The organism is Paenibacillus sp. FSL H8-0175 (assembly GCF_045040615.1).
In the GTDB taxonomy this organism is placed as follows: domain Bacteria; phylum Bacillota; class Bacilli; order Paenibacillales; family Paenibacillaceae; genus Paenibacillus_AQ; species Paenibacillus_AQ odorifer.
The window spans coordinates 1,968,497-1,990,355 of the sequence record NZ_CP150299.1; the positions used below are offsets into that span (position 1 = coordinate 1,968,497).

At 46.6% G+C, this 21,859-nt stretch carries 18 protein-coding genes and 1 other annotated feature; of the genes, 14 read left to right on the plus strand and 4 right to left on the minus strand.

Annotated elements, in window-relative coordinates; translation table 11 throughout:
* Positions 1–12: 12 nt before the first annotated feature.
* The gene (locus tag MHH46_RS08425; protein WP_076192833.1) at positions 13–2,574 is read right to left on the minus strand and encodes a hypothetical protein; all 2,562 of its coding nucleotides are present in this window, start codon (positions 2,572–2,574) and stop codon (positions 13–15) included.
* 265 nt (positions 2,575–2,839) lie between these two features.
* Positions 2,840–3,125 (plus strand) — a binding site (T-box leader).
* A 60-nt stretch (positions 3,126–3,185) separates the two neighbouring features.
* Here MHH46_RS08425 and pheS point away from each other — a divergent pair.
* The 3 genes from pheS to MHH46_RS08440 all read left to right on the plus strand — a co-directional run bounded on the left by pheS (position 3,186) and on the right by MHH46_RS08440 (position 9,073).
* The gene (gene pheS, locus MHH46_RS08430; protein ID WP_076126387.1) at positions 3,186–4,220 is read left to right on the plus strand and encodes a phenylalanine--tRNA ligase subunit alpha; all 1,035 of its coding nucleotides are present in this window, start codon (positions 3,186–3,188) and stop codon (positions 4,218–4,220) included.
* Positions 4,221–4,338: 118 nt separating this feature from the next.
* Positions 4,339–6,783 carry a phenylalanine--tRNA ligase subunit beta gene (gene pheT, locus MHH46_RS08435; protein WP_076126389.1) on the plus strand — a complete coding sequence of 815 codons (2,445 nt, stop codon included), beginning with the start codon at positions 4,339–4,341 and terminating at the stop codon, positions 6,781–6,783.
* A 199-nt stretch (positions 6,784–6,982) separates the two neighbouring features.
* On the plus strand, positions 6,983–9,073 hold the full coding sequence (locus MHH46_RS08440) for a cell division protein ZapA (protein ID WP_076192831.1): 2,091 nt from the start codon (positions 6,983–6,985) through the stop codon (positions 9,071–9,073).
* 137 nt (positions 9,074–9,210) lie between these two features.
* On the opposite strand, the gene MHH46_RS08445 is transcribed toward MHH46_RS08440, so the two are convergent.
* The gene (locus tag MHH46_RS08445) at positions 9,211–9,564 is read right to left on the minus strand and encodes a cupredoxin domain-containing protein (RefSeq protein ID WP_254847636.1); all 354 of its coding nucleotides are present in this window, start codon (positions 9,562–9,564) and stop codon (positions 9,211–9,213) included.
* A gap of 390 nt (positions 9,565–9,954) precedes the next feature.
* Here MHH46_RS08445 and MHH46_RS08450 point away from each other — a divergent pair, with 390 nt between their 5' ends.
* A complete protein-coding gene (locus MHH46_RS08450) occupies positions 9,955–10,947 on the plus strand; it encodes a GGDEF domain-containing protein (RefSeq protein ID WP_405132589.1) in 993 nt (330 codons plus the stop codon).
* A gap of 70 nt (positions 10,948–11,017) precedes the next feature.
* Here MHH46_RS08450 and MHH46_RS08455 read toward each other — a convergent pair whose 3' ends face one another.
* A complete protein-coding gene (locus tag MHH46_RS08455; RefSeq protein WP_036683548.1) occupies positions 11,018–11,365 on the minus strand; it encodes a phage holin family protein in 348 nt (115 codons plus the stop codon).
* A 152-nt stretch (positions 11,366–11,517) separates the two neighbouring features.
* Between MHH46_RS08455 and MHH46_RS08460 the strand changes: the two genes are divergently transcribed.
* The 3 genes from MHH46_RS08460 to MHH46_RS08470 all read left to right on the plus strand — a co-directional run bounded on the left by MHH46_RS08460 (position 11,518) and on the right by MHH46_RS08470 (position 15,090).
* Positions 11,518–13,884 carry an endonuclease MutS2 gene (locus MHH46_RS08460; RefSeq protein ID WP_076126396.1) on the plus strand — a complete coding sequence of 789 codons (2,367 nt, stop codon included), beginning with the start codon at positions 11,518–11,520 and terminating at the stop codon, positions 13,882–13,884.
* A gap of 31 nt (positions 13,885–13,915) precedes the next feature.
* Complete coding sequence (locus MHH46_RS08465) at positions 13,916–14,335, plus strand: DUF350 domain-containing protein (RefSeq protein ID WP_036683543.1); 420 nt, start codon at positions 13,916–13,918, stop codon at positions 14,333–14,335.
* Between the two features lie 212 nt (positions 14,336–14,547).
* Positions 14,548–15,090, plus strand: coding sequence for a hypothetical protein (locus MHH46_RS08470; RefSeq protein ID WP_081387867.1), 543 nt, complete (start codon positions 14,548–14,550; stop codon positions 15,088–15,090).
* 442 nt (positions 15,091–15,532) lie between these two features.
* Here the strand turns inward: MHH46_RS08470 and MHH46_RS08475 are convergent, their stop codons facing one another.
* Complete coding sequence (locus MHH46_RS08475) at positions 15,533–16,783, minus strand: FAD-binding oxidoreductase (RefSeq protein ID WP_076126399.1); 1,251 nt, start codon at positions 16,781–16,783, stop codon at positions 15,533–15,535.
* Between the two features lie 176 nt (positions 16,784–16,959).
* On the opposite strand from MHH46_RS08475, the gene MHH46_RS08480 reads away from it, so the two are divergent.
* The 7 genes from MHH46_RS08480 (at position 16,960) to MHH46_RS08510 (ending at position 21,766) form a co-directional block, all read left to right on the plus strand.
* Positions 16,960–17,193, plus strand: coding sequence for a spore coat protein (locus MHH46_RS08480; RefSeq protein ID WP_036683535.1), 234 nt, complete (start codon positions 16,960–16,962; stop codon positions 17,191–17,193).
* Between the two features lie 30 nt (positions 17,194–17,223).
* On the plus strand, positions 17,224–17,607 hold the full coding sequence (locus MHH46_RS08485) for a spore coat protein (RefSeq protein ID WP_076126401.1): 384 nt from the start codon (positions 17,224–17,226) through the stop codon (positions 17,605–17,607).
* A 259-nt stretch (positions 17,608–17,866) separates the two neighbouring features.
* Positions 17,867–18,367, plus strand: coding sequence for an Lrp/AsnC family transcriptional regulator (locus MHH46_RS08490; RefSeq protein WP_036683529.1), 501 nt, complete (start codon positions 17,867–17,869; stop codon positions 18,365–18,367).
* A gap of 13 nt (positions 18,368–18,380) precedes the next feature.
* Positions 18,381–19,601, plus strand: coding sequence for an aminotransferase class I/II-fold pyridoxal phosphate-dependent enzyme (locus MHH46_RS08495; protein ID WP_036683526.1), 1,221 nt, complete (start codon positions 18,381–18,383; stop codon positions 19,599–19,601).
* A gap of 250 nt (positions 19,602–19,851) precedes the next feature.
* On the plus strand, positions 19,852–20,040 hold the full coding sequence (locus MHH46_RS08500; RefSeq protein ID WP_232061510.1) for an aspartyl-phosphate phosphatase Spo0E family protein: 189 nt from the start codon (positions 19,852–19,854) through the stop codon (positions 20,038–20,040).
* A gap of 171 nt (positions 20,041–20,211) precedes the next feature.
* Positions 20,212–20,778, plus strand: a complete 567-nt coding sequence (locus tag MHH46_RS08505; RefSeq protein WP_076192825.1) for a cob(I)yrinic acid a,c-diamide adenosyltransferase — start codon at positions 20,212–20,214, stop codon at positions 20,776–20,778.
* 1 nt (position 20,779) lies between these two features.
* Positions 20,780–21,766, plus strand: a complete 987-nt coding sequence (locus tag MHH46_RS08510) for an RluA family pseudouridine synthase (RefSeq protein WP_076126404.1) — start codon at positions 20,780–20,782, stop codon at positions 21,764–21,766.
* Positions 21,767–21,859 lie beyond the last annotated feature (93 nt).

A 21,859-nucleotide genomic window follows, 5' to 3' on the forward strand; every position in this document is an offset into this window, starting at 1 on the left:
TAGCTCATCATATTAATTGCCGGATGTATTGCTGGTGTCTGGATCTGTGCCAGAAGTAGAGTTGCTGTTCGAAGTCGTTGCTGCCGCCTGATAAGTGACAACATAGGTTTGTGTTCCCAACAGATTTCGATGGCCTTGGAATTCGTCGTATAGATTCAACCGGATTGCGCCGCCACCCAGTGTTTTGTACAGGCTGCTTGTGAAGGTTGTGGTGTACGACTTGAAGTTACCTAATTGTAGATCTGTGCCAAGTGTTAATGTTTTTTCCATGCTTTGTCCTAAGGGGTCAATCAGCTCCAACACCAGTTTGTGCTCGTAGGTGCCTGATTCATAAAGCGTGCTGGCTGACATGTTGTAGGTTAGTGCAGTGCTGAGCGTATCTTTACCAGCGGTGACGGTGGCGACTGCATTTGTAACGGATAGGGTATAAGGAAACATTTCCACGTTCAAAAGATTGCCTTTGGGCTCCACTCCCAGCTGGTTCAGTCCAAGTGATACCGTATTGATATAACCCGTCGATTGACCGCCAGGAGCGGTAAGCTTGCCTTCAGAAACACCCTCCCCGATGTATAGGACAAGGTTCGCTGGATCTATACCGAGAGGGAGCTTACTCCAGAGGGTGACCAGACTTTTTCCGTTAGGACTGGTGGAGGTTTTGGACTGGGTGACTTCGGCTTCATAATATTGATTGTCTTGTGTTTTGTAATAGGCTACGAGTTGAGCCTGTTCGGATTTACGCGATTCCTCACTGTTCATTTCTAGTTCTGTGTACAAGAGATTTGAATCTGTACCTGGGTACACGAGGGTCCGGCGTACAAGTAATTCCGCTTTTTTACCTTCAAGCTCAAGATGGAAAGAATTTTCAGCTGCAACACTCTGTACCCGGCTGTCCAGTTGGGTAGTACTTAGAGAAAGGAAGTTAAGCTTACTTTCACCTGAAGTTTCTTGCAGGGTGATTTTTAATTGATTGAAAGTATAGCTATAAGGAACATTGGCTACGACATACACAGCAGCCGATTCATTTGGACCGAGGATGGTTTGCGTACTTTCTGAGACAACCTGGGAAGTGCTGCTGATGTCACTTTCTCCAGCTTTGACGACACTTGTAAGCGCAGGAAGCTGAACAGAGGTTGATTTAGTGTTGCGGATGTTGATTTTAGCTACGATCTGGTCTTTGTCGGACCAAGGGAGTCTTTGAATGTTTGCAATTTTGACAACAAATGTACCGTGACTGTTCTCAATGGGGTATTCCGTGTCCTGCCAATTGTTAGTTTGCAGCGTGTAAGGGATCTGATAATAGGCGGTAGGAAAAATGATCTTGCCTTCAGCAGCCGGCTCAGTCATTTGCAGCTGCAATGTTCCTTGATTGAGTGTGAGTGGTACATCTGCGCTGAGTTCAATAATCTTTTCTTCAAGCGGTTTCAATGTTAGGCTGGCAAAATCCTTCGTATCCACCGGAAAGCTATACCCTTCAGCGGCTTTAATAGCAAGTTCATAGGCAGGCACATTCACCGCTTTGTTGCCGCTATTTTTGATGCGGAACTGTAGTGTCCACTTTGCGTTGCCATTGTCAGCATAGACGTTAGCCGTTTTCAACTGTGTTTCGACTGTATTATTGCTGATTGTAAGCTTCTTCGTGACATTGCTGGCTACGACAAGATCCGGTGTTGTTGCAGCGGGGAGATTGTAGGCGACAACCGGCAAAGCTATTTTTAATGAGGCATCTTCTCCGGCAAATTGCAGCGCCATGTTGTCTGTCTTCATATAAGAAGGGATTTCCGTCAAATAGTAGATCGTCTTCTTTTCCTGAGGCTGTACTTTATAGCTGGTGCTGGTGTCATCAAGTGCGAGTTCAAATACAGATCCTCCAGCGGAAGCGAGGTATCCTTTAAGTCCAGTATCACTGAGTACCTTGGTTCCTTGATTAGTGAAGCTAACGCCAACCTTGGCATAGACCTTACCGTTATATTTATAAATTTGCAGGCTCTCTGCCTTGGTGGTTACAGGGAGATTGTTTAGGGTGATCTTTTTACTCTGCCCTCTGGCGACAGCTTGTGAATATCCTGTTGGTACGGTGAAGTTCCCTAGCTTTTTTTGATAATCGGTGGTGTTGAAGTCCCATCCGTACAATGAAATTTTGACCCCGTTTAAAGAGGTGGATTTGCCGATGTTTACATAGTAGGTGATAGATTGACTGCTTTTCGCGGCAATGGATTTGATGGTTGCACTGCTGGTAATAGGGCTTCCTTGAATAACTGTACCGCCGCTAGTAGTTACTTTGGAGAAAAAGTCCACCAGATTGAGGCTAGCGTTGCTTCCATTAGAGTAGCTGAGTGTGTATGTAAGAATATTTCCGCCATCCTGAGTTAATAAGCTGACATCCGTCAGCTTTGCGCTGATGTTAGTCTTCAAGGCTATGGAGCCTAGTTTATCCAGAGCGGATACGGAAGCTGTTGTTGCTATTTTGGTGGATGTAGTCCCGGCCCAAGCGGTATGAGCTCCATACGCTGCAGATTGGCTAAGTACAGCTGTGCTTAGCAGCACCGCGGCTACTTTTATTCTCCGTACATGCATTTGATTTCCTCCCAATAGGATAGTTAATAGTCTGCGAAGGTGCACCCGAGTGGATAAGCAAGCCTTCCTAGTAATGGAAATTATCAAGCTCCGCTGAATGTTAGCTGAAAAAAAGTTGGAAAAATGGCTCTGAAGCTTAAAGCCAGCTTAAAAGAAGATAAAAATTAGCCTAATTTTGTCCAGCTTGTCAAAACGACAGATTTTGCATATAATAAAGAGACATATCTCTTGTAGTAAAGAGATACCTGACAATTAGCATGAATTGTGAAATGCAGTGATGGAGAAGAGTACACAGTGCCTGACTTACAGGGAGGAGACGCCGCGGATTGAGAGCGTTTCTAAGAAGCAGAGCTGTCGAAGTTCACTCCGGAGCAGTTCCCTGAATTCCTTAAGTTGTCTAATAGGGAAGGGTAGGGGATACCGGTCACAGACCGTTATTTCTGTATAAAGTGAGATAGGTATCTGTCCAGCCAAAAGAGGGAATGAAGCTCTTAAGGGGAACAGATCAGCTTGTCTAACAAGGGTGGTACCACGGTCTTTTCGTCCCTTACCGGGAGGAAAGGCCTTTTTTTGTTGAACTAGACAATGATTGAAGGGGGCTGTACACGGCCATGAAAGAGAAGTTGGAAGCATTGAAGGTTGAAGCGCTGGCTAAGCTGCAGGAGGTTATGGATCCGCAGGTACTAAATGATCTAAGAGTGAAGTATCTCGGTAAAAAAGGTGAGCTTACAGAGGTTCTGCGCGGTATGGGAGGACTTAGTGCTGAGGAACGTCCGGTAATCGGGCAAGTAGCGAATCAAGTTCGCAGTGCTATTGAGGAGATTATCGGCGCGAAGCAGGAGGCTTTTCAAGAGCAGGAAACCCAGCAACGTCTGCAGGCTGAAAAAGTAGACGTAACCTTACCGGGTCGCCGTATGCAGCAAGGGGGCATTCACCCGCTTAGCAGAGTCGTACAGGAGATTGAGGATATTTTTATCGGCATGGGCTACCGTGTAGCTGAAGGTCCGGAAGTAGAGACCGATTATTATAACTTTGAAGCTCTAAATCTGCCTAAGAATCACCCGGCACGTGATATGCAGGATTCTTTCTATTTAACGGATGACCTGTTAATGCGCACACAAACCTCGCCGGTACAGATTCGTACTATGCAGGCTATGAACGGTGAAGCTCCGGTAAAAATCATCTGCCCGGGTAAAGTATTCCGCCGTGATGATGATGATGCAACGCATTCCTTCCAGTTCCACCAAATCGAAGGTTTGGTCATTGGAAGTAACATTCGAATGAGTGATCTGAAGGGCACCCTGCAACAATTTGTGCAGGAGATGTTTGGACCGAATACAGGCATTCGTCTTCGTCCGAGCTTTTTCCCATTCACTGAGCCAAGTGTTGAAGTAGATGTAAGCTGCTTCAAATGTGGCGGCGATGGCTGCAGACTATGCAAGCAAAGCGGATGGTTAGAAATCCTTGGCGCAGGTATGGTGCATCCAAATGTACTGAAAATGGGTGGCTATGATCCTGCTGAGTACAGCGGCTTCGCTTTCGGAATGGGTGTAGAGCGGATTGCGATGCTTAAATACGGCATCGATGACATCCGACATTTCTATAGTAATGACATGAGTTTTGTGAAGCAATTCAAGGGCGTTTAGTTTTTGTGGGCGCGTTGGCTGATAGTGGCGGAGAATGGCTTTGGAGTGTTCTCCCACAGGAAGCAGCGCGAACGACAGTGAAATAAATACATCTGAAACATAAAGGAAGTGAGCGGATATGAAAGTATCAACCGGATGGTTGGCTGATTATACATCGATTGAAGGAGTAACCGCCGAACAGCTAGCGGAGAAGATTACCGCTGCCGGCATTGAGATTGACGGCGTAGAGCGCCGCAATAAAGGCATTTCCGGCATCGTAACCGGCTATGTGAAATCAAAGGAAAAACATCCTGATGCAGACAAGCTGAACGTATGTATCGTGGATGTGGGCCAAGATGAGGAGCTACAAATCGTTTGCGGCGCAAAAAATGTAGCTGCAGGTCAAACTGTACCTGTAGCAATGGTTGGCGCTAAGCTGCCAGGACTGGATATCAAAAAAGCCAAGCTGCGCGGTGTCCTGTCGCAAGGAATGATCTGCTCGGCCAAAGAATTGGGACTGAATGATAAATTGCTTCCAAAAGAGCAACAAGAAGGTATTCTTGTGCTGCCTGAAGGGACAGAGATTGGTCAGGATATTTCCAAGGTCCTCGGCTTAGATGACGAGATTCTGGAATTCGATCTGACTCCGAACCGTTCAGATTGCCTCAGCATGATTGGTGCTGCTTATGAAGTAAGTGCAATTCTTGGGCGTGAAGTTAAATTACCTGATCCAAAAAGCGAAATGATTGAGATCAGTGGTCCTGCTGCGGATTCCATTTCCGTCAAGATTGAAGATGAAGAATACTGCAGCCATTATGCAGTTCGTTATATTGCAGGTGTTAAACCTGCACCATCACCGCTGTGGATTCAGAATCGTCTGATGGCTGCTGGGGTTCGTCCAATTAATAATATTGTGGACATTACCAATTATGTGATGCTGGAATATGGACAGCCGCTGCATGCTTTTGATGCAGATAAAGTACAAGGTGGAGAACTCGGCGTTCGTCTTGCCCATGAAGGTGAAGTTTTGGTTACACTTGACGGTCAAGAGCGTAAGCTAGAGCCGCAAATGCTCGTTATCGCTGATGGAGTAAAAGCTGTAGGTCTGGCCGGAGTAATGGGTGGACGGGATACAGAGGTTACTGCTGAGACGGTAAACCTTGTTCTGGAATCTGCTAAGTTTGATGGAGGAACGATCCGTAAAACCTCGCGTCAATTGGGACTTCGCTCGGAAGCCTCCCTTCGTTTCGAGAAGGAAGTGGATCCAAGTGCAGTTATTCCTGCATTGAACCGTGCAGCCGTACTGATTGCACGTTATGCTGGCGGATCGGTCCATGAAGGCATCGTGCAAGCAGGAACTGACGCTGTTCAAGAGAAGGTTCTCACCTTGTCCTTAGAGAAACTGAATCGTTATCTGGGAACGGATTTGTCCTTGTTGGAAGTGAAGACATTGTTTGGCCGTCTACATTTCAAATGTGGAGATACCGCACAAGGGCTGATTGAAGTTCAAGTCCCAACCAGACGTGGCGATATCAGCTATGATGTTGATCTTATTGAAGAAATTGCCCGCCTGTACGGGTATGACAATATTCCAACGACTCTAATTGAAGGAATTACAACGCCAGGAGCACTAACTCACAAGCAAGCGCTCCGTCGTGAACTGCGTCGCCTATTGTCACATGGCGGTTACCAAGAGGTGATGGGTTACTCCTTCATCCAGCCGCAACAAAGCACAATGTTCCCTGAGTTATCAGAAGGAGCAGTAGCGGTGAAGCTGGCTATGCCGATGAGTGAAGAACGCAGCGTATTGCGTACCAGCCTTCTACCACAACTCTTGGATATTGCCAGCTACAATACCAATCGTCGTCAAAGCGACTTGGCATTGTTTGAAATCGGCAACGTCTTCTTCACGGATGAAGAACAGTTGACTCGTCAGCCACGCGAACTGCCGGTGCTGGGGCTGCTGCTTAGCGGAAGCTTAACAGTGAAGCAATGGAATGTTTCGGCACAGCCTGTGGACTTCTTTGATTTGAAGGGTGCGCTGGAAACGGTATTTGCTCATTTAGGGCTGACCGATAAAATCGTCTATGTAGGAGATAGTCCAGAAGGATATCATCCTGGGCGTTCCGCGTCGGTATATTTACTCGGAAACGAGGGTCGTGTGAAGATCGGAACGATGGGACAGATTCATCCGGATCTGCAAAGACAGCTGGATCTGGTGGATACTTATGCGGCAGAAATTTTATTGCAGCCGTTATATGAAAGTGCGCAAAGCCGTTTGCAATATAATGAGCTTCCGCGTTTCCCAGGAATGGAGCGGGATATTGCTGTGGTCGTGGATTCCGCTGTACCAGCGGGCGATCTGCTAGCTTCCATCCGCGATAACGGAGGTTCTTTGCTCCAGTCCGTACAGGTATTTGACGTTTATACTGGTGGTAAGCTGGAGAATGGAAAGAAGAGCATCGCGATCTCACTGCTGTATCGTCATAGTGAACATACACTGACTGATGAGGAAGTAGGAGAGGTGCATGAGAAGGTATTAGCATCTCTTCAACAAACTTTTGGTGCAGAATTAAGAAAGTAGCAGGAATTGTGTAAAGCCGCAGCGAATCCATTTAGAAACTGAGATTCGCTGCGGCTTTTTCTAGGTAGAGTGCAAAGCGGAGAATATCAGCCATAATCTATTGAATATTAGGGATTTTGCCAAATGCTTACCAAAAAAGCTACAATAGAAGAAGTGAAACTAGCTTAGAATCCGCACACATACAAAGGAGGGCACAACTGTGGCTATGGACCGGACACGTGTCGCCGTGGAGATATACGGAACTTCCTATAAACTCGTCGGAAGCAGTACTGAATATATGAAACAAGTGGCCCGTTATGTTGATGAACATATGCGCACGATTTCTAAATCTCACACCAGACTGGACACACCGCGTATAGCGGTGCTTGCAGCTGTACATATGGCGGAGCAGGCTATTCAGGTTCAGGACTTCAAAAATGAACTAAACATGATGACAGGTGAACGCAGTGAACTGCGATTGGAAGTATCTCGCCTGCTGGAGGTACAGCGGGAGCGGCAAGAAGAATTCGAGCGACTTGAAGCTGCGGCCAAAGAAGAGGCTGGGCGACTGATTGCTGCTGCGGAGGAAGAACGTAAGCGGCATTTGGAGATTCAGGAGAATGAACGCAAGGTACATGCGGAACAGCTTCAGGAGGCAGTGCAAGCTGTGGAAGCTGCACGCAAGAAGCTGGAAGAAGAATTGCTTGAGCGTGAGATAGAGCTGCAAGCACTGCGGACAAGCTACGAAGAAGAGCAGGCAGCTAGTCGTGAACACCAGCGGCAGGAACTGGCGAAGGCGGAAGCCATCCGCTTGCAGCAGCTGGAGGAGCAGAAGGCTGCTCATCTGCAAGAGCTGGAGAACATCCAGGAGACGCTGACCAAGGAGAAGGCAGATACGCTGTCTGCTCTGCAGCTTGAGCTGACCGAGACCAAGTCAACACTGGAGGAAGAGCTTGAGGTTACCAAGTCTACATTAGGTAAAGAACTCGAAGATACCAGATTGACGCTGGGTAAGGAGCTTGAGGATACCAAGTTGACCTTAGGTAAAGAGCTTGAGAGTACCAAAGCGAAGTTGGGCAAAGAGCTGGCGGAAGAACGTGAAGCACTGCAGCGGGAACAAACCAAGAATAAGGAACTGCGGCAGTCACAAGGCACTCAAGAGCATAGACATAAGCAAAATATTCAAGAGCTGGAGAAACAGCTGGCTGAGCTTCGTGGTGGGACAGGGCAACTTCAGTCCAGATTACGTGCGGCTGAAGCCAGTCTTAAGAGTGAGCGAGATGCAAGACAGACGCTTCTTGGACAATATGAAGCGATTGTTAAACGTGAAGAACAGCTCAGTGAAGAGCTTCGCACGGCTACTGAGCTGGGCACACTGTTGAATGAGGAGCTGGAAGAGTTACGCCAGCGTTATCAACAGTCACAGAATGAAGCTACAGAGCTAAGAGCGTCACTACAGGAGACGAGTGAAAATCTGCACCGTGTTCAGGAAGAGCTTGCGGGATCAGCAGCAGAGGCGGCTAACTGGCAGGAGCTTTCGGATAAACGCATGGAAGATATTGGTGAACTGGAAATGAATCTGCTGGAGTCTGAGGAGAAATCCGTGTTGCTCCAGAAAGAGATCGACACGCTACGTGGGCAAGCCGATGGATTAGTACAGCAGCTGGATCAGGAGGTTCAGCTTCGTACAGATGCAGAACGCGAAACAGCGGTACTTCGGGAGCAAGGTGTGCAGGCTCAGAAGGAATTGTCTGCGCTTCGTGTTCGTTATGAGGAATTGATTGCTCAATACGACGATGTACTGCAAGAAGGAGAACGCCTGCAGGAAAGATATCAACTGTTGCAGGAAGAAGGCGAAGAGGCAACACGACGCTTAGAAGAGTTATCTGAAGCTAGTCGTGAAGCTGCTGCTACTGTTGCTGAGCAACAGGAAGTGCTGAAGGAAGCAGAGGCGTACGGAGCTTCCTGGAAGCATAAGTACGAGGAACTATCCGATCAGCAGCTGCAGTGGACGGATCTCGAAGCGAAGCTGCGTGAGGAGATCGACATTTGGCAGCAGGAAGCCGGTGAGGCTGAAATGAAGCAGGAAGCTATTGATCGTGAACGTAGCGAAGTGCTTCAGCAGCTAGGTGAAGTTGGTGAAAGCTATGAAATGGTTCAAGGACAGCTTCGTTTGTTGCAGCTCCAGTTTGAAATGCGTCAGGAAGAGCTTGACAAGCTGACAGATGAGCATCGTAACCTTAAAGAGGAATATGCCAAGCTACAAAATGAATATAATGAATGGATTCAACTGATCGAGCAAGACAGTTGAGTGCCGGATGCAAGTAAGAGAGCTGACCTGATGAGTAGAGAGATCTATTTCGGGTCAGCTCTCTTTATTAATGAGCTCAAATTAAAAAAACAGCCGATCTCAGGGGGATCCCTAATAATCGGCTGTTTATGTGTAATCTATTCCACGATGATTGTAGCTCTCATTCCGCTATGTCCGGAGCCACACATAATGGAGCAGGTCATTTCGAAAGTTCCAGCTTCCTCGGGTACGATCACCTTTGAGGATTTTTTTTCATTAAGCTGCAGCTCGAACTCTGGAATAAGGATACCGTGATTGCCGTCATCATTTTTAAAAATGATTTTGACGGGAACACCCTTTTTTAGATGATATTCTTCCTGATCAAAGCTGTAATTTGTAGCTGTAATTATGAGTTCTGTTTCTGCCTCGATTTCCGGCTCCGATGTGTTAGTATTGCCAGCAGCACTATCATTGTTGTTCCCACAGGCTGTAAGTGCTATAACGAACACCATTGAAAGTAGAATTGCAAATTTTTTAATAATCTAAATCCCCTCCCAAGAAGTCCAAGCATAGTGAAAATGTGACAATTATGTAGACATCATAACTTAAAATTTAAGTAAGCGCTTTGATGAAATGTGAAAACTATGTGAACAGGCAGACTGTTCAAACTTTGTCGTAAATTGCAAAAAAATGATGAAAATATAACTAAAATTTATTATAATGAAAGCTATTACATTAACGTATAAAAGTAGGGGATACATATTACAAGTATTAATGATGCGCTAAGTACGGAGGTTTGGCACCGTAGAATCTTACAAGGCTATTGGATGGTAGTCATTCTTTTATTAATCTCACAGTTGCTGTTTTTGTCGAATATTGACCGACTCCAAATAAAAACAACCATGGATACGAATCTATGGCATTTATTTATAGCCTGTAATTTACTAATTGTGATCCTTATGATTACTGCGGAGCTGTGGCTGCGTTATAGTAAACAGTCCCCTAAATATGGGGTGGTTAGCTGCGGGTTTTTAGTGTCCTACCTTATGTATTTTGTATTAGAGCCTTTTGTTGACGGTGCTCAGATGACACTTATGATGCCGATTATGGTTGCTCTTATTTATTTTGATCGTAAGCTCCTGTACATAATGGGGTTATTTAGTATTGTGTTTTATGCCGGGGTATATTTTGGGTTGGAACGGCCATTCCTACATAAACCGCTGCTTGAATTCTTGATGGTAGAGTGTGTATTTTTGGTATTTGTGCTGATGGCTATTGCAGTAATTATTCGTGCTCGTGAAGCGCGTATTAATTTAGAAAGATTAACCAAGGCGGGCCAAGATCTAATGGTGGAGAGGGCTATTTCGGATAAGCTGCTGAAGATAGACGCACTCACTGGACTCTATAATCATAAAACCTTTCATGAATATTTGGATTCATTATTGGAGCAATGTGAAAGCAACAACCTTCAGCTACAGCTGGCTCTTTTCGATATTGATAACTTCAAGCAAGTGAATGATACCTACGGACACAGGGTTGGAGACCTTGTACTTAAGGTGATAGCGGACAAGGTAGGCGGCATGATTGAGTTAAATGATTTTGCGGCTAGGTATGGCGGGGAAGAGTTCGCTGTGATTTTTACAGATAAAAGTTTCTCGGAGTCCTATGAAGCAGTAGAGAAATTACGGAAAAATATTGCTCAAATTGAACATTTGCAGGCTGGTAACAAGCCGATCACCGTGAGCATTGGAATTTGTGATTATCAGCTTGGGGATGGAAAAGAGCTTCTCTTTCGTAAAACAGACAAAGCGCTCTATACCGCTAAAAAGCAAGGCAAGAACAGAGTGGTCAACTGTGCGGAGAGTCATAAAGAGGAGATTGTGTCTTTTGCATAAAAACAACACAGAACCCCTTATTGCCGGAGAAGAACCGGAATAGGGGGTTCTGTGTTGTGAAGAGCTTTTGTTACTTAGCGGCCTCAAATGGAGTGGATACCGGCAGAAACAGGTCGATAATCCCAATGACAAGAGCTGCTAAGATGGCACCCAGAATGGATACGCTGACTCCGCTGACTACGAATTGAGCGACCCAGATTACTACCGCACTGACAATAAAGCCGACGATACCACGACCGAAAGGCGTTGCTTTTTTGCCGAAGATTCCTTCGACTACCCAGCCGAGTAGCGCAATCACCAGTGCAAGGATTAAAGCGCTCCAGAACCCACCAACCGTGAACTGTGGAACAATCCAGCCAACAACCATCAGAACAAGCGCTGCGACCACAAAACGACCAACATGACTTAAGAAATTCACTGTACTAACCTCCTTTGGCCCATGCTAAGGATATGTGCAGTTCTTATTGTGACCTTATTACGTGATTCTATGCTTAAAAATAAGACCCAAATAGCGAAATTGACCTGAATTCTGTATAATGGAAACATCTATGAAGGGAGCTGTGACTGTAATTGGACGACAAAATTTTGCATACGCTTGAATATCGCAAGATTTTAAATAAATTAATGCAATATACGCAAACCCCCATGGGAAGATTGGCTGCGGAGCAGCTAAGGCCCTCCGGCGATTTCGAAGGTGTGAAGAAGCTGCTTCAAGCCACGGATGAAGCGGCTAATGTGGATCGCCTGAAGGGCATTCCTTCGTTCGGCGGGGTAAGCGATATTCGAGCTGCACTCAAACGTGCCTCTATCGGCGGAATGCTGGGAACAACTGAGCTGCTGGCCGTTGGAAATACCATTGGCGGCGCACGCAGAGTCAAACGTTTCCTGGCAGCTATGCATGAGGAAGAAAAGATTGAGCTCCTGTTCTCACTGAGCGACGTTTTATCGGAGCAAAAACATGTGGAAGATGCCATCCGTTTATGTATAGACGAGAATGCTGATGTACTTGATACAGCTAGTTCTGAGCTGGCTAACATTCGCCGTGAATTGCGCGGAGGAGAGACCAGAATTCGTGAGAAGCTGGATTCGATGATTCGTTCGTCTTCTGTAGCGAAAATGCTGCAGGATCAGCTGGTGACCATTCGTGGTGATCGGTTTGTTATTCCCGTAAAAGCGGAGTACCGTGCCCATTTCGGCGGTATCGTACATGATCAGTCTGGATCAGGAGCGACTTTATTTATCGAGCCAGAGTCTATTGTGGCGATGAATAATAAACTTCGTGAAACACGGCTGCGTGAGGAACGGGAAATCGAGATCATTTTACACAGGCTGACGGCACTTGTAGCCGACATTGCGGAAGAAATGACCTACGATATTGATATTCTGGGAGAACTGGACTTCATCTTCTCCAAGGCGCGTCTTGCTCGTGATATGAAGGCTACTCAGCCGCGTATGAATGACCGCGGTTATCTTAAGCTGCGCAAAGGGCGGCATCCGCTTATTCCAGCGGAGCATGTGGTTCCTTTGGACGTGGAGCTGGGCAATCAATACAGCTCAATTATCGTAACCGGACCGAATACCGGTGGTAAGACCGTTACCCTCAAAACCATCGGCTTGTTGAGCTTAATGTCGATGTCCGGCTTGTTTATTCCAGCAGAGGAAGGCAGCCAGATGTGTGTGTTTGATGCCATTTATGCTGATATTGGCGATGAACAGAGCATTGAACAAAGTCTGAGTACCTTCTCTAGTCATATGACTAATATTATCTCCATTCTGCGTAGAATGACTCCTAAGAGCCTTATTCTGCTTGATGAGGTGGGGGCTGGAACCGACCCGGCAGAAGGCTCTGCGCTGGCAATTGCCATTCTGGAGCATATTCACCGGATCGAATGCCGGATGGTCGCAACAACACATTATAGCGAACTGAAAGCATACGCTTATGAGCGTAAGGGAGTCATCAATGCCAGTATGGAATTTGATGTCCAGACCCTTAGCCCAACCTATCGCTTATTGATCGGCGTACCCGGACGAAGTAACGCCTTTGCGATTGCCGAGCGTCTAGGTCTGCCTCATGCGATTCTGGAGCATGCCCGCGGCGAAGTGAAGGAAGAAGATCTGCGCGTGGAGCATATGATTGCTTCTCTCGAAGAGAATCGGCTGGGAGCGGAACAGGAGCATGAACGTGCAGAGGGCATCCGCCGCGAAGTGGAGGAGCTGCGCAGCAGACAACAGCAAGAGCTTGAGAAGCTGGAAAGCCAGCGTGAGAAACGCCTCGAGAAGGCTGAGAAGGACGCCAGCGCGATCCTGGACAAAGCGCGTAAGGAAGCTGAGGAAATTATCAGTGATTTGCGCCGCTTGGCTATGGAAGAAGGAGCTTCAGTTAAAGAGCATAAGCTGATTGAAGCGCGGCGACGTCTGGATGAAGCTGAGCCATCACCGCGCAAGAAGGCTGTTACCCGCAAGACTACCAAGGCTCCACGTACAATTGGTCCTGGAGATGAAGTGAAAGTCGACAGCTTGAACCAAAAGGGCTTTGTGGTGGAGCTAAGCGGTACTAAAGAGGCGCTGGTGCAGTTTGGCATTATGAAGATGAAGGTAAGGCTGGATGATTTGGAATTGCTCTCCTCGAAGGCAACAGCTGCGCCAACGGCCCTTCGCCATGCGACAACCGTCAAACGTTCCCGTGATGAGAACATTCGCAGTGAACTGGATTTGCGCGGGACTAACCTGGAGGAAGCTATCATGGAGACAGATCGTTTTATCGATGAAGCCTTTTTAGGTAATCTGGGCCAGATCGCCATCATTCACGGTAAAGGTACGGGTGTGCTGCGCACAGGAATTCAGGAATATTTGCGTAAGCACAAGCATGTGAAGAGTTATCGGCTCGGGAATTATAACGAAGGCGGCGCGGGCGTAACTGTGGCTGAGCTGCAATAGCGGGATTTCCCGGCAGAAAGAAGGGGAAAGCGTGCAAGAAGATATTGATCTTTTGCTGGGTCATCCGCTAGGTGCCTTGCTTGGCTACTTTGCAGTGGCGATTCTTGGGCTGGTTGTATTTCTGTCTTTTTTTGAAATGGTAACGAAATATAATTGCTGGGAAGAAATACGTAAGGGAAACCTGGCAGTGGCAATGGCGACAGGCGGCAAAATCTTCGGAATTTGCAACGTACTGCGTTTCAGTATTGAAGCTGGTGTTTCAATTTACGAGACAATGAAGTGGTCCGTCGTCGGTTTTTTGCTGCTGCTGCTTGCCTATTTTTTATTTGAATTTCTGACCCCTGTATTCTCTATTGACGAGGAGATCGCTGCGGATAACCGTGCTGTTGGACTTATTGCCATGCTGATCTCGGTATCGTTGTCTTATGTAATAGGTGCGGCTATTTTTTAAATCCGTCCTTATAAGGACACCCTGCAAAGGATTATGGATCTGGACAAGCTTTGAATTGAGCAGTCCCACTCTTTGTGGGGTATCTTAGGAGGAAATCATGAAGATTCTCACCCGAGTTCTGTTTCTGTCAGCGATTGCTTTTATAGCAGCCGGTATTATTTATTTAATGATGAATTAAATTTAAAAGTGAAAGTATGAAGGAGATTATAAAGATGGAAACAACTGTATGCCCTTGGTGTCATACTGAAATTGTATGGGACGAGGAATTTGGACCTGAGGAGAATTGTCCTCACTGTAACAATGAGCTTAGCGGATACCGTACGGTCACTGTTGGGATTGACGGCATCGAAGAAGAAGTAGAGGAAGTCGTAGAGGAACCCAAACAAGAGGTTGTTAATGACGATGATCTTTGGGGAGAGCCTGATAAAGACAGCGTAGTTCCAATCTATAGTACGCTTAATCAATTCGGCGATGATTATGACTTGAACAAGTACGAAGAGAGTGTCTCAGCTATTCTGGCCATTCAGGAGGAAGCTCCGGAATGTACTCAATGCCATGAACTTACGATCCTTGCGGGTAAGCAGCCTGTGAGCAGCTTTGAGCCGTCTGCTCCAGCTACACTAGGTAAGTCGGTATTAACCGCTCCATTCTCACTCAATGTTTACGTATGTCCTTCCTGCTTCCATGTTCAGCACAGTCTGGCACAGGAAGATCGGATTCAGCTCGTACGCAATTTGAGCAACGCTCAGGCGTAAGAATAAGTATATAAAAAAAGGGGCGGTCCCATAAGCTAATAGCTGCTGGGGCGTGCCCCTTCTTTTTTGGACCTTACTTGACCGTTGACCGTTGTCGGAAGCGTGCGTATATGTAATCACTGTCGGATGCTCATAGTAACCTGCTAACGGACACAGCCGGCCTTAACCGCACCATTATCCGATATTTGGAATGCTATCGGACTCCAGTGCAGCTATTGGCTTGAAAAACGCCTATATATGGGCCTCTTTCCAAGGATAGCATCACTGGAGTCCGAAACCTTGCTTTAAAGGCTAAAAACATGTAAATAACGTCAACTGAGTCCGTAAGCTCCATGGGATGATGGATTTACGATTGTAGCAGGCAATTTAATAAAAAGCAGGGCTGTCCCAAAAGCAGTGAAGCGGCTGGGAGGGCCAGCCCCGTTTTTATTTTCTACAAAAATCAGTTCTGTTTCATCACGTCCAAACTCTTAGAAGGAGAGGGTTTGGCTGACCGGGTGAGTGAGAATAAATCTAACTCAGGCCGATGTTTGCCGGCAATCGTATCCGTTAACAACTCCGCAGCGATCATACTGTACACCGTCCCATTGCCTCCGTAGCCCTCGATGAAGTAACAGTGAGGGAACTTTGGATGTGGGCCGATATATGGAAGCCCATCACGAGTAGAACCGAACACAGCACCCCAGGAGTACTCCAGCTCAATGCCTTTAATTTCTGGAAATAAGGCTTCAAGCTCTTCGAGCAATTTTTGACCTTGAGAAATCACTCGGACCTCACGACGTTCGGGGTCTGTCAGCTGCTCATCCTTACCTCCCGCAATAATCCTGCCTTCAGGGGTTGTCCGAAAATATAAATAAGGGCGGGCTGTCTCCCACAGCAGGCTACGCTCATGCCACTTTGGAAAATCCTTTAGAGGTTTGGTCATCACTGCATACGTGTTGATCAGCTCAGCGCCCCGGTCTTTTTTGAATTCCTGTGTTTCATAACCCATTGCAAAAATAACATCCTTGGCAATAATCCGGCCACTTTCTGTATGGCAAATCACGCCATCCTCAGTAAACTCATAATGTTTCGCTTCGCTCTGTTCAAAGACGCGGACGCCATTCGACGCTGCCTTGGCGATTAGGCTGTGCACCGTTCGATAAGGATTCGCTTCGGCATCCCCGCGTGAATAAAGTCCTGCTGGTTTTGAAAAAGAGTACAGAGCTGCAATCTTATCCTCTTCCCAAAATTCAGAATCGAAGCCATTAGCCACGAGATTCTCATATTCTTCCCGCAATGCAGGTACATCCGCAGGAGTGCTGGCATACAAAAGACTGCTGCGAGGAATGATCTGCGGATCGATATCGAGCTTGTCCGGCAGGTCCAGAATGTTCCTTACCCCAGCCTGGCATAACTGATAAAAGAGCAAACCGTTCTTTTGCCCAAAGGTGTTCATGCATGAGGTTAACGATTTATCGTTGGAAATCTGCAGGAGTCCAGTGTTAGCATGCGAGCTGCCGCTGCCGACCCGTCTTTTTTCGATCAGAACAGCATCCGCTCCACTTAAGGACAAGCGATAGGCGGCCATTGCCCCACCCATTCCGGCGCCTACAACCAGGCAATCACAATGAATAGTACCTTCTAGAGAGGGGTAAGTTGGAGGGTTCTGTAAAGTGCTTGACCAAGGTGTATTTCCACTATTTAAATTCATGAATTGTTCGCTCCTTCATTCGTGCCGTGATTTAGTATTGGCGGCATTTTATCGTCTCATTCGCGGTATGTTCTTATTTCTGTCATAACTCTCTAGTGCCTTTCGGCAAATAAATCGCGGGCATAGGCGGCATACTAAAGCCTGTATGAATCAACTACAAGGAGGGACTACAACAAATGCAATCAACGCAAATGCAAGCGCTAAGTGGTAAGGAATTGGAATATATCGCTGACTCCATCTCTAATGAGGACTTGCTTCTCAAGCAATGTGCAGCAACGGCTGCGACAACACAGAATCAACAAGTTCGCCAAATTTGTATGCAGCATATGCAAAATCACACCAAACACATGACTGAGCTCACTCAGTTAATCCAACAACATCAACAATACGCGCCAACAAGCCCACAATAATTGCAATATTAATTCTAGGGAGGTTATTTAATGAACGCGCAAAATACTGGGGCATTTATGCCGGATGAGGATTTACTAAACACCATTTTGTGTGATTTGAAGCGGACCGTACGCGAATATGCTACAGCTGCTACAGAATCAGCATGTCCAGCCGTTCGTAGGGTTTTTAACACTATGACCATGGACACTTTGCAACTCCAAGGTGATTTATACACGCATATGTCTCAACTGAATATGTATCCTGCACCTGCAAAAGCATTGCGCCAAGATGTGGACAAGCAGCTTCAAACCGCACAGCAAATGCAACAGCAAACAGGGCAATTTGTTCAACAAAAAACCGGGCAATTTGGCGCATACGCTCAGAATGCTCATATCCCGGCTAACGGACAACATCAGCCTTCTCATTTAATGTAACCATGATGGTTGGCGAATGAAGCAAATCGCTTCATGAGTGTGGAGATAACGCCCGTTTTTACTGGTTAAATCCGGTAGAACGGGCGTTTTTTCTATTTTTTTGTGTATGTTCTATGTAAACTCTGCCTTTCATGGAAGCTCCTATGGGGTTATTTTGTTTGCAGAGATGCACATTTCATGTCATATTAGTATTAAACTCTTTTCGCGGGGCGACGCATTAATAGCGTACCGTCATTGGCGAACTATCCGGAGGGAAGGCATGAAGGAAATGAACGAGCTTAAGAGGAAAGTGCTGGAACTGCTTAAGGAAGACGCGAGAAGATCTACTGCACTCTTAGCAACGCTGCTTGGCGCGGAAGAAGAAGATGTGAAGACTGCGATTGAGCAGTTGGAGAAAGATCATGTCATTGTAAAATATGCCGCCGTTGTAAACTGGGATAAAGTGGACGATGAGAAGGTAACCGCACTGATTGAGGTGCAGATTACGCCTGAACGAGGGCGTGGTTTTGAAGGGATTGCCGAGCGAATCTACCTGTATCCACAGGTCAAATCAGTTTATCTGATGTCTGGTGCTTATGATCTTCTGGTGGAAGTGGAAGGCCGGAATTTACGTGAAGTGGCCAATTTTGTATCTGAGAAGCTGTCTCCAATTGATTCAGTACTTTCAACCAAAACGAATTTTACCCTTAAAAAATACAAACAGGACGGGATCATCTTCGAAGAGCATGAGGAAGACAACCGTCTGATGATCTCTCCATAAAGGAAGTAATCATATGATCACGAATAAATCGCAGCTAACTGGAGAAGACAGCAAATCAATGGATTCTTATTTGGCCCCGTTGGTACAGCAAATTCAACCTTCGGGTATCCGCAAGTTTTTTGATCTGGCTGCAGGCAGTAAGGATATCATCTCTTTGGGAGTTGGAGAGCCTGACTTCAAGACCCCCTGGCATGTCAGAGAGGCTTGTGTCTATTCGCTGGAAAGAGGATTTACAGGGTATACATCCAATGCAGGAATGCCTGAACTGCGGGAAGGGATCGCGAATTACTTGCACAGCCGTTTTGCTGTGGAATATGATCCTGCCAATCAAATTATAGCAACCGTTGGCGGAAGCGAGGCCATCGATTTGGCACTACGTGCGCTGATTTCACCGGGGGATGAAATTCTGATTCCGGAGCCTTGTTATATCTCTTATTCGCCGATCACCGCGATTGGTGGAGGAATACCTGTAGGTATTGAAACGGTTGGTGAGAATAACTTTAAACTTACTGCGGAAAGCTTGGAAGCCAAAATCACTCCGCGCTCCAAGGTTCTGATTTTGTGTTACCCTAGTAACCCTACGGGAAGTGTAATGACCCGAGAAGATTGGGAGCCGATTGCTAAGGTAGTAGAGAAACATGATCTTATAGTGATTTCAGATGAGATTTATGCAGAATTGTCTTATGGCATTAATCACGTCAGCTTTGCCTCTTTACCAGGCATGATAGACCGTACGATTCTGGTTAGCGGCTTCTCCAAAGCTTTTGCAATGACCGGATGGCGGATGGGGTATGCTTGTGGTCACCCGGATCTTATCGCTGCAATGCTTAAGATTCATCAGTATACTGTGATGTGTGCTCCTTCTATGGGACAGGTGGCTGCACTTGAAGCGCTGACCAATGGGATGGAAGAGAAGGACCGGATGGTGGATTCCTATAACCAACGGCGGAGGTTGATCGTCAAGGGCCTACGCGATGCAGGGCTGGAGTGCCATGAGCCGCAGGGCGCCTTCTACGCTTTTCCAAGCGTGCGCAAGACAGGGCTGACTTCTGATCAGTTTGCTCAGCGGCTTTTGCTTGAATACAAGGTTGCAGCTGTGCCTGGAAGTGTCTTTGGATTAGGTGGAGAAGGTTACTTACGCTGTTCTTACGCCACATCAGTATCCCAACTGAACGAAGCAGTAGAACGCATTGGTGCTTTTGTCACAAAGCTTACACGTGAGAGAACGGATTAGTGAAAATTGAACTATAGCCGATCATACAATCCTATGGTATTATTTTACTTTGAGAGTAATTAGCCCCTATAATAGAACTTACAAGGATCCATTTACTCTGGAACTAAGCGTTGCTTTGAAGTTGCTTTATTTAACTTTCATGCTCTTTTGCAGCACGCGCTCAATAATACTTTTGGGAGGGATGATTGTGCTTAGCGCCGATTATTACTTACCTTCCTATGGTGGGAAATGTTTCTCTGGAAATGGGAAAATACCCCCCAAGGGTGATGCTTCTGCTCGCATACTCTCTCTGGAAGATGAAATTAGAATACTCCGCAGCAAGATGGAGCAGCTTTTCCTGCAGGAAAAATCATTCACTTCGGATAATGTGATTGAAATTAGCAGTTTATTGGACCTCAAAATAAATGAGTACATGAAGGGGCGTCCAGCTGGAAAATAGCGCTGCTGAATGCTCTTGAGAGGACCCTAGGGTCCTCTTTTTGTTGTGCACTCTTACTAATGATGGTGTTTTTGTGTATACTCTTAATTTGCTATCTTTATTGCCTTCCTTATAGCAGAAAGCTTAAACTATCAGTATATGTTTTTTAAGAATGGATAGGAGGCTTAAACCATGGCGATTTATACACGTACGGGTGATGCAGGTCAGACCTCAGTGATTGGCGGCCGGGTCGGCAAGGATGATGTCCGCGTCGAGGCCTACGGAACGATCGATGAGCTGAATTGTTTTGTAGGGCAAGCACGAAGCCTGATGGAAATTGATAATTTCGACGATGTCCGCGAGCAATTGCTCGAAATACAGCATGAGCTGTTTGATTGCGGTACGGATTTAGCATTTGTTAGACTTGCTGATGGTGGTCAATATATGGTGACAAGTGAGATGGCTCAGCGGCTGGAAGGCTGGATAGATACTCTACAAGAGGAGAATCCGCCACTTGAGAAATTTATCCTGCCAGGAGGTAGTCAGCTGGCTTCGGTTCTACATGTATGCCGCACGGTTTGCCGTCGTGCAGAACGCCGGGCGGTTACCTTAGGGCGAACTGCGGACATTAACCCAGAAGCGGTGATTTATCTCAATCGATTGTCGGATTATTTTTTTGCTTTGGCTAGAACGGCTAATACACGGTCAGGGATTACTGATGTAGAATACATCCGCAGTAAAAAGGTGTTCCGAGACTAATATGACAAGCTATTATTCACCCATTACTTATATCATACCGCCTGAAGAAGATGACTTCCTGCTGAAGACCATCCTGCACAAACGGATGGATGTCTCACGCAAGCTGCTCTCTCGCCTGAAGCAGACGGAGCAAGGCATTACATTAAACGGTGAACGTGTATACATTAGTGTGCATGTAAAGGCAGGAGATACCGTGCAGATTCGCATGGAAACGGAGACTTCGGATGATATTTTGCCGCAGCCGATTCCATTTGAGATTTTATTTGAAGATGAACATCTGCTAGTGGTTAACAAGGCAGCGGGAATTATAGTTCATCCCACCCATGGACATTACACCGACACGCTTGCCAATGGTGTGGTTTATTATTGGGCACAGAAGAATGAACGCTTCCGTTTCCGGCCTGTTCACCGTCTGGATCAGGAGACCTCCGGTGTGTTAGTGATCGCCAAAAATCCTTACAGCCATCAGCATATTTCCGAGCAGATGATCGCCGGTACTGTGGATAAGCGTTACGCTGCATTTGTTCACGGGGTTCCTGCGGAGTTATCCGGCGATATCGACGGCCCTATCGATCGTGATCCTGAGGAGCCACATCGGCGTATCGTGACACCGGATGGATATCCTTCCCTAACCCGATATGAGGTTAAGCAGGTGTATTCAGCTGGCTCTAGAGTTGAACTAAAGCTGGAGAGTGGGCGTACGCATCAGATTCGGGTCCATATGACCTCAATCGGCTGTCCGCTGATTGGGGACAGCATGTACCGTCATGAGCTGTACAATCTACCAGAATTGACTTCAACTCAAAGCGAGCAATTGGAGACCGTTGCAGCACTCGATGCTTCCATACCGCGTCAGGCGCTGCACGCAGTCCGTCTGACGTTCAAGCACCCGGTGCTTCTGCAAGAAATGATTTTCGAAGCCCCGTTGCCACCTGACATGGCAGCCTTGGAGAAAATATTGGAGCAAGGTCCGACAGTGGATTTGTGATAAAATTATGATTCAGGCGATGGTGTGGCGAAGGGGAAGATTGGAACTGTAGGAGCGATAGCGACCGCCTTTGTCTGCGGATTTTAAACGTGT

Bases quoted from the DNA above. Each gene is read 5' to 3' on its own strand.
- MHH46_RS08425 (WP_076192833.1), bottom strand. From the start codon at position 2,574: ATGCATGTACGGAGAATAAAAGTAGCCGCGGTGCTGCTAAGCACAGCT.
- pheS (WP_076126387.1), top strand. From the start codon at position 3,186: ATGAAAGAGAAGTTGGAAGCATTGAAGGTTGAAGCGCTGGCTAAGCTG.
- pheT (WP_076126389.1), top strand. From the start codon at position 4,339: ATGAAAGTATCAACCGGATGGTTGGCTGATTATACATCGATTGAAGGA.
- MHH46_RS08445 (WP_254847636.1), bottom strand. From the start codon at position 9,564: ATGGTGTTCGTTATAGCACTTACAGCCTGTGGGAACAACAATGATAGT.
- MHH46_RS08450 (WP_405132589.1), top strand. From the start codon at position 9,955: ATGGATACGAATCTATGGCATTTATTTATAGCCTGTAATTTACTAATT.
- MHH46_RS08470 (WP_081387867.1), top strand. From the start codon at position 14,548: ATGGAAACAACTGTATGCCCTTGGTGTCATACTGAAATTGTATGGGAC.
- MHH46_RS08475 (WP_076126399.1), bottom strand. From the start codon at position 16,783: ATGAATTTAAATAGTGGAAATACACCTTGGTCAAGCACTTTACAGAAC.
- MHH46_RS08480 (WP_036683535.1), top strand. From the start codon at position 16,960: ATGCAATCAACGCAAATGCAAGCGCTAAGTGGTAAGGAATTGGAATAT.
- MHH46_RS08485 (WP_076126401.1), top strand. From the start codon at position 17,224: ATGAACGCGCAAAATACTGGGGCATTTATGCCGGATGAGGATTTACTA.
- MHH46_RS08490 (WP_036683529.1), top strand. From the start codon at position 17,867: ATGAAGGAAATGAACGAGCTTAAGAGGAAAGTGCTGGAACTGCTTAAG.
- MHH46_RS08495 (WP_036683526.1), top strand. From the start codon at position 18,381: ATGATCACGAATAAATCGCAGCTAACTGGAGAAGACAGCAAATCAATG.
- MHH46_RS08505 (WP_076192825.1), top strand. From the start codon at position 20,212: ATGGCGATTTATACACGTACGGGTGATGCAGGTCAGACCTCAGTGATT.
- MHH46_RS08510 (WP_076126404.1), top strand. From the start codon at position 20,780: ATGACAAGCTATTATTCACCCATTACTTATATCATACCGCCTGAAGAA.